At 57.4% G+C, this 6,597-nt stretch carries 3 protein-coding genes; all 3 read left to right on the top strand.

Annotated elements, in window-relative coordinates; genetic code table 11:
* Positions 1-360: 360 nt before the first annotated feature.
* The 3 genes from I2D41_RS02040 to I2D41_RS02030 all read left to right on the top strand — a co-directional run bounded on the left by I2D41_RS02040 (position 361) and on the right by I2D41_RS02030 (position 6,520).
* A complete protein-coding gene (locus tag I2D41_RS02040) occupies positions 361-3,126 on the top strand; it encodes a YhgE/Pip domain-containing protein (protein WP_271741626.1) in 2,766 nt (921 codons plus the stop codon).
* Positions 3,127-5,316: a YhgE/Pip domain-containing protein gene (locus I2D41_RS02035; RefSeq protein WP_195363379.1), complete on the top strand. Its 2,190-nt coding sequence runs from the start codon at positions 3,127-3,129 to the stop codon at positions 5,314-5,316. It begins immediately after the preceding gene.
* Positions 5,317-5,536: 220 nt separating this feature from the next.
* The gene (locus I2D41_RS02030; RefSeq protein ID WP_195363378.1) at positions 5,537-6,520 is read left to right on the top strand and encodes a DMT family transporter; all 984 of its coding nucleotides are present in this window, start codon (positions 5,537-5,539) and stop codon (positions 6,518-6,520) included.
* The last annotated feature ends 77 nt before the right edge of the window (positions 6,521-6,597 follow it).

Genomic DNA, 6,597 nt, shown 5'->3' with positions numbered 1-6,597 from the left:
GGCATGACCAGAAGGTCTATGCCGTCCTCTTTTCATGCCAATTTGTTCGCTCTGGCGCCCGCTCGCTGGCATTGCCAAAACATCGACGTTGCCGTGGTCCTAAGTAGTCATTGGGGACGTTTTTGTTTGACTAGTCGTTTAAGAACGTCCCCGATGACTATTTGAATTGCTAATTTGTGCGGGTTGTGGTTTTGTGACCTGCTGAAATTTAGGATACTGTACATCTGTACGTTAACTCATCTTCGTAGTATATTGCTACCCGCAAAACTCAACACCATTGTGCTTTGAGACGTTAAAGCGCCTACTACAATGGTTGTCGATAGTACGATTCGATTTAACGACAGGATGGATGGTCCAAGCGTGAGTCTCGGCAGCAAACTATCCAATGCAAAGGTGTCCTTTGCGATATTTAAGCGCGACATTAAGCGACTGCTTGTGAACCCCGTCGCCCTGGTGGTTACCCTAGGCGTGTGCGTTATTCCCTCGCTGTATGCCTGGTATAACATCGTGGCAAACTGGGATCCGTATGGAAACACCCAAGGCATCAAGATTGCTATCGCCAACAACGATCGAGGCACCCAAAACGACTTGGTGGGTGAGCTCAACGCTGGCGACAAAGTGGTCGACCAGCTCAAGGAGAATCATCAGTTGGGCTGGACGTTCGTCGACTCGACGGCCGATGCCAAGGAGGGCGTCGAGAGCGGCGAGTACTATGCCGCTATCGTGATTCCCAAGAACTTCTCGGATAACCTGGTTTCGATGCTCGACGGCAACTACCATCAGCCCAAGCTCACGTACTACGTCAATGAGAAGAAGAGCGCCATTGCGCCCAAGGTTACCGATACCGGTGCAAACACCATCGAGGAGCAGATCAACTCGGAATTTGTCTCTACGGTAGGCAAGACTGTTGCCGGTATCGCCAAGGATGCCGGTGTCGATTTAAAGGACAAGGCAACCCAGACTCAGGACTCGCTGGCAAGTTCGGTGTCCGAGGCGTCCGACACCTTGGGCGAGGTGCGCGATTCGATTGGCGATATGAATGCCGCCATCGATAAGACGAGTGGCGCTATCGCCTCGGCTGATGCGGCACTTGCCGGCTTGCAAGGCCAGGCACCGTCGCTGACGCAGGCGATCTCCCAGGGCAACGACCTGCTGAGCGAAGCTCGCACCACGGCGGGCAACTCCATCACCTCGCTCTCCAAGGCGCTCTCGGAAGGCAGCCTTGCGCTCACCAAGACGTCGGCCTCTGCGAACGCTGCCATCGGCAAGCTGACGGGCGCGGTTACATCTACGACCACCCGTATCGACAACTCGCTCGAGTCTCTTCAAGCGACGATCGACCACAATAAGGCCGTTATCGGGCACTTGGAGATTCTCGCCAATGACACGTCGACAGGTTCCGAGGAAATTGACGCGCGCATTGTATCGACCATCGATTTGCTTCGAGAGCAGAATGAAAAGCTTCAGAGCATCAAGGACGGTCTGTCCGCGCAGTCGTGCGCCATGGCGAATGACGCAGCGGCTGTTTCGGGTGCCAGTGACGCTATCAATAACGCAATTCATACCGGTGCGACCAACCTTGGCCAAGCCCAGACGGACTTGGGCCAAAACGCGCTGCCGAAGGCCTCGAGCGCGCTCGACTCTTTTGCTGCCGTTTCGGGCGACCTGACCGGTATCGTCTCGGGTATGACACCTACACTTGCAAATGCGCGCGGCACGTTGGCGCAGCTTAGCGCTACGCTCGGCCAGGCCAAGACCACGCTGTCCCAGACCGATTCCTCGCTTGCCAAGGTCCAGGACAAGCTTGCAACCGCCGCCAATGACATCGCGGCGCTGCAGACCTCCGAGTCCATGGGCGAGCTGGCCGATCTGATGGGCGTCGATGTCAATGACGTGGCAGATTTCATGGCGTCTCCGGTTGAGTTGACGTCCAAGTCAATCTATCCGGTCAAGAGCTTTGGCTCGGGCATCGCTCCCTTCTACACCAATCTGGCGCTTTGGGTGGGCGGCTATGTGCTCATCGCCATTTACAAGCTCGAGGTCGACCGTGAAGGTGTTGGCAGCTTTACGGCGCGCCAAGGCTACTTTGGCCGCTGGTTGCTCATGGTGATCCTGGGCGCGTTGCAGGCCATCATCGTTACGGTAGGCGATCTGGTGATTGGCGTGCAGTGCGTCAGCCCGCTGCTGTTCGTGCTGGGCGGCATCGCCATTTCGTTCACCTACGTCAATATCATCTATGCGCTGTCCACCACGTTTAAGCATATCGGCAAGGCTATCGGCGTCATTCTCGTCATCGTGCAGATCCCGGGTTCGTCGGGCATGTACCCCATCGAGATGATGCCCGGCTTCTTCCAGTGGCTGCACCCGCTGCTGCCCTTTACCTACGGCATCAATCTGCTGCGCGAGACGGTCGGCGGCATGTATTCGTTCAACTACCTGTTTAACCTGTGCATTCTGGGCGTGTTCTTGATCGTGGCGCTCTTTATCGGCCTGCAGCTGCGTCCGCTGCTGCTCAACCTTAACCTGCTCTTTGATAAACAGCTTTCCACGACCGGTATGATGATTTGCGAGTCCAACGACCTGCCGCGCCAGCGCTACTCGCTGCGCACGGCCATGCGTGTCATGCTCGATTCCGATTCGTACCGTCGCGAACTGCTCGATCATGCGGTCGCCTTTGAACATCGCTACCCGTACTACATCAAGGGCGGTTTTGCCGCCGTGGTGGGCGTTCAGGTCCTGCTCTTTGTCCTGTCGACGGTTCTCGATATCGACAATAACGGCAAGATCATCCTGCTTGTCATTTGGATCATCTCGGTTATTGCCATCTGCGGCTGGCTTATCAATATCGAATATATCCGCGCGAGCCTCAATACCCAGATGCGCATCTCGGCGCTTTCGGATGAGGACCTGCGTCGCGAGATGCGCGAACACACGGCCGCCATTCCTGCCGCCCGCCACATGTTTGGCCTCAACGCCAGCGAGCGTGGTGCCAAGGGCTGCGATCAGTCCACGGGCCGCTTGCCGCATATCGGCCCACACCATAAATCTCAGGGCAGCGACAGCACAGCCACAAATGATGGAGATACCACCGCGCTTGGCAAGCACTCCAAAGGAGGTGAGGCATAAATGAAGAACATCCTGCATCTGTTTAAGCGCGATGTCCAAAACGTGTCTCGCTCCGTGATCGGCTTGATTGTCGTGATGGGCCTCATTATCGTGCCGTGTCTGTACGCGTGGTTTAACATCGCCGGCAGCTGGGATCCGTACGGCAACACCGGCAATCTTAAGATCGCCGTGGTCAACACCGACGAGGGCTACGAGAGCGATCTGATTCCCGTCGAGGTCAACGTGGGCGAAAACGTAACCGCCACCCTGCGCGGCAACGAGAACTTCGACTGGGTTGTCCTCAACGACCGCGAAAAGGCAATTGAGGGCGTTAAGTCGGGCGCGTACTATGCTGCCGTCGTTATCCCCAAAACGTTTAGCGCTGACATGATGACGCTTTTCTCGACCGACGTGAAACACGCCGATATCGAGTTTTACGAGAACCAGAAGGCCAACGCCATCGCGCAGATCGTGACCGAGAAGGGTTCGAGCGCCGTTCAGAACCAGGTTAACGAATCTTTTACCGAGACCATTACGAGCATCGGTCTTAAGACGGTGTCCAGCCTGCTCGATTACATGAGCACCGACCAGGTCAGCAACTTTATCGCCAACCTGTCATCGACGCTCGGTGACTCGGTCCAGGACCTGCAGGACGTTCAGGCCAGCGCAACGTCGCTGGCGGGCATTTTGAGCTCTACGTCCGATTCGCTGACGTCGGCGAGCGGTATGCTCCAGCAGACGGGTACGGTCGACGAGTCGACCAAGCAGTTGATGGAGCACGCCAAGAGCGGCATGAGCGATTCCAAAGAAGCGCTGAAGGCCGCCAACGACGCCATCAACGCCGCGATTGACGGAAGCGCGGGCTCGTTCGACAACGTGTCCGCCGAGCTTGCGAAGGCATTCGATGCCGCGAATCAGCATGTCGACCTTACGGTGTCTCAGCTCAACGATGCCGCGGCGGCGCTCAATACACGTGCCAAGGATATCGATGAGATGGCCGATCAGCTCCGCAGCCTTGCCGACCAGGTGAGCGATGAGAATTTGAAGGGCGGCCTCAAGTCCGCCGCGACGTCGCTGGACAGAATCGCCGTTGAGTACCGCAACAATGCCGAGGATCTGGCGGCCACCGCGAAGTCTCTCTCCGATAGCATGGCCGAGGTCAACAACTCGCGTGCCGAGGTCGATCAGGCCATCGCCGATGCCAAGGCCGGTATCGCGGGTGCCAAATCCGATTACGATTCCACGTTCTCGGTTAAGGCCAAGGAGCTCAAGAAGACCGTCTCGGGGGTTCTGGATTCACTGAATGGTATTTCGGGCGATCTGGATAGTGCCGTAGACGACCTGACCGACGCATCCGGTTCGCTGGCAAAGGGCCTCTCTAAGGCTGCAAAGCTGGTCAACAAGGCTTCCGATCAGCTGGGCGAGGCGTCGGACAAGATCAGCGCGTTTAAGGACGAGCTCGACGGCGCCTTGATGTCGGATGACCTCGCTACGATCAAGACGATGATCGGCAATGATCCCGAGGGTCTGGCCGTGTCGCTTTCCGGCCCCGTCGCGCTCGACCGCAAGCCGGTCTATCCGATTCGCAATTACGGTTCGGCCATGGCGCCGTTCTACACGATTCTGTCGCTATGGGTCGGCTCGATCGTACTGGCGGCCATGATGAAGGTCTCGGTTGACGATGAGCTCATCAACGAGCTCATCCCCGTGCGCCTGCACGAGATCTACCTGGGTCGTTACCTGTTCTTTGGCGGTTTGGCCCTGCTACAGGCGACGCTCGTGTGCGCGGGCGACATCCTGTTCTTTGGCATTCAGTGCGACAACCCGCTGCAGTTTGTGTTGGCGGGCTGGGTCGCGAGTCTCGTGTTCTCCAATATCGTCTACACGCTTACGGTGTCGTTTGGCGATATCGGCAAGGCGCTCGCTGTCGTGCTGTTGGTCATGCAGGTCGGTGGTTCGGGCGGCACATTCCCCATCGAGATGACCGGCCCTGTGTTCCAGGCGATCTATCCGTTCTTGCCGTTCACTCACGGTATCAACGCCATGCATGCCGCCATGGCTGGCGCCTACCATATGGAGTACTGGGTTGAGCTGGGTATTCTGGCGAGCTATCTGGTTCCGTCGCTAGCCCTGGGCGTCGTCTTCCGCCGTCCGGTCATCAAAGCCAACGACTGGATTATCGAAAAGCTGGAGTCGACAAAGCTAATTTGATGCGGCAGCGTTAACGCTGATGCAGCGTCGGCCGGTCCGCCGTTCGGTAGAACGGCGGAACAAAACGCTTTAGCGGGCTGGATTGCGTGGGTTGCTTGGTTGTTGCTACAGTAGCGGGGCGTGCCGGGGGTCCGGTGCGCCCCGTTTTTATTTGACCATGAGGCGGCACGCAGCCATACGCGTGCGGACACCACGCCCAGATTGAGTGTGAGGATGTTCCATGGCCCAATACGCTGCCAACGAAATCGAAAACATGCCCGATAGCCCTGTTGCTCGCGATGACCTGGGTGCGGGCGGCACCTCCCGTGGCGCCGGTGCTCGCTCGCCGCTGTTCTGGAAAGTTCTACTGCTTTCGGTGGCGATTATCTGGGGCTACTCCTTTACCACTATGAAGGACGCGCTCGACACCATCCCGGTGTTCGAACTGCTCTATGTTCGCTTTCTTCCCGCAGCGCTGGTCATGTTTGTTATCTTTCGCAAGCGCATCGCCGCCCACCTTAACGCTCGCAATCTGATTGTTGGTCTGAGCATGGGCGCGCTCATGTGGGCAGCCTATGCCTTGCAGACGGTCGGTCTGGCTCAGACCACGGCGGGTAAGAACGCTTTTTTGACGGGCACCTATTGCATTTTGGTCCCGTTCGCGAGCTATTTCCTAAGCGGCGAAAAGCTCACTCGCTACAACTTGGGCGCCGCATTGCTCTGTCTGGCGGGCATTGGCCTGGTGGCGCTCGATAGCGTCGAGTTCAACATCGGTGATGCCATCACGCTGGGCGGTGCGGTTTTCTTTGCTGTTCAGATGTCGGTGACGGCCAAGTACGGTCGCAAAATGGACATCAACGTCATCACGTTTTGGATGTTTGTGGGCAACGGCGTGCTGAGCCTGGTCTCGTCGCTGCTATTCGAGACCCAAGCGCCTCTGTCCGTGTGGACGCCGAGCTTTATCGGCGTGATGACCTTTCTCTCGGTGGGCTGCACGTGCGTGGCGCTGCTCATCCAAAACGTCGGCTTGGCGCACGTCCCGGCCTCGACGGGCTCATTGCTCCTATCGATGGAGTCCCCTTCGGGCGTGTTGTTTTCGGTGCTGCTGATGGGGGAGGCGCTCACCTCGCGTCTGCTTGCCGGCTTCGTCCTCATCTTCTTGTCGATCATCTTGAGCGAGACACATTTCGATTTTTTGCGCCGAAATAATTGCGCGCAATTGTAAACAACTTGTTGCGTCGCCCTCCTGGGGCGGCGTTTTGTATGTAACGCCCTTACAGTTATGCCTTGCACTTTAGACCA

It is taken from the genome of Collinsella aerofaciens, assembly GCF_015552075.1.
In the GTDB taxonomy this organism is placed as follows: Bacteria; Actinomycetota; Coriobacteriia; order Coriobacteriales; family Coriobacteriaceae; genus Collinsella; species Collinsella aerofaciens_Y.
Note: the sequence above shows the minus strand (reverse complement) of the source record. Positions and strands in the feature narration are given on the sequence as shown.

Excerpts from the sequence above, each read along its gene's own strand:
- I2D41_RS02035 (WP_195363379.1), top strand. The coding sequence starts at position 3,127 with ATGAAGAACATCCTGCATCTGTTTAAGCGCGATGTCCAAAACGTGTCT.
- I2D41_RS02030 (WP_195363378.1), top strand. The coding sequence starts at position 5,537 with ATGGCCCAATACGCTGCCAACGAAATCGAAAACATGCCCGATAGCCCT.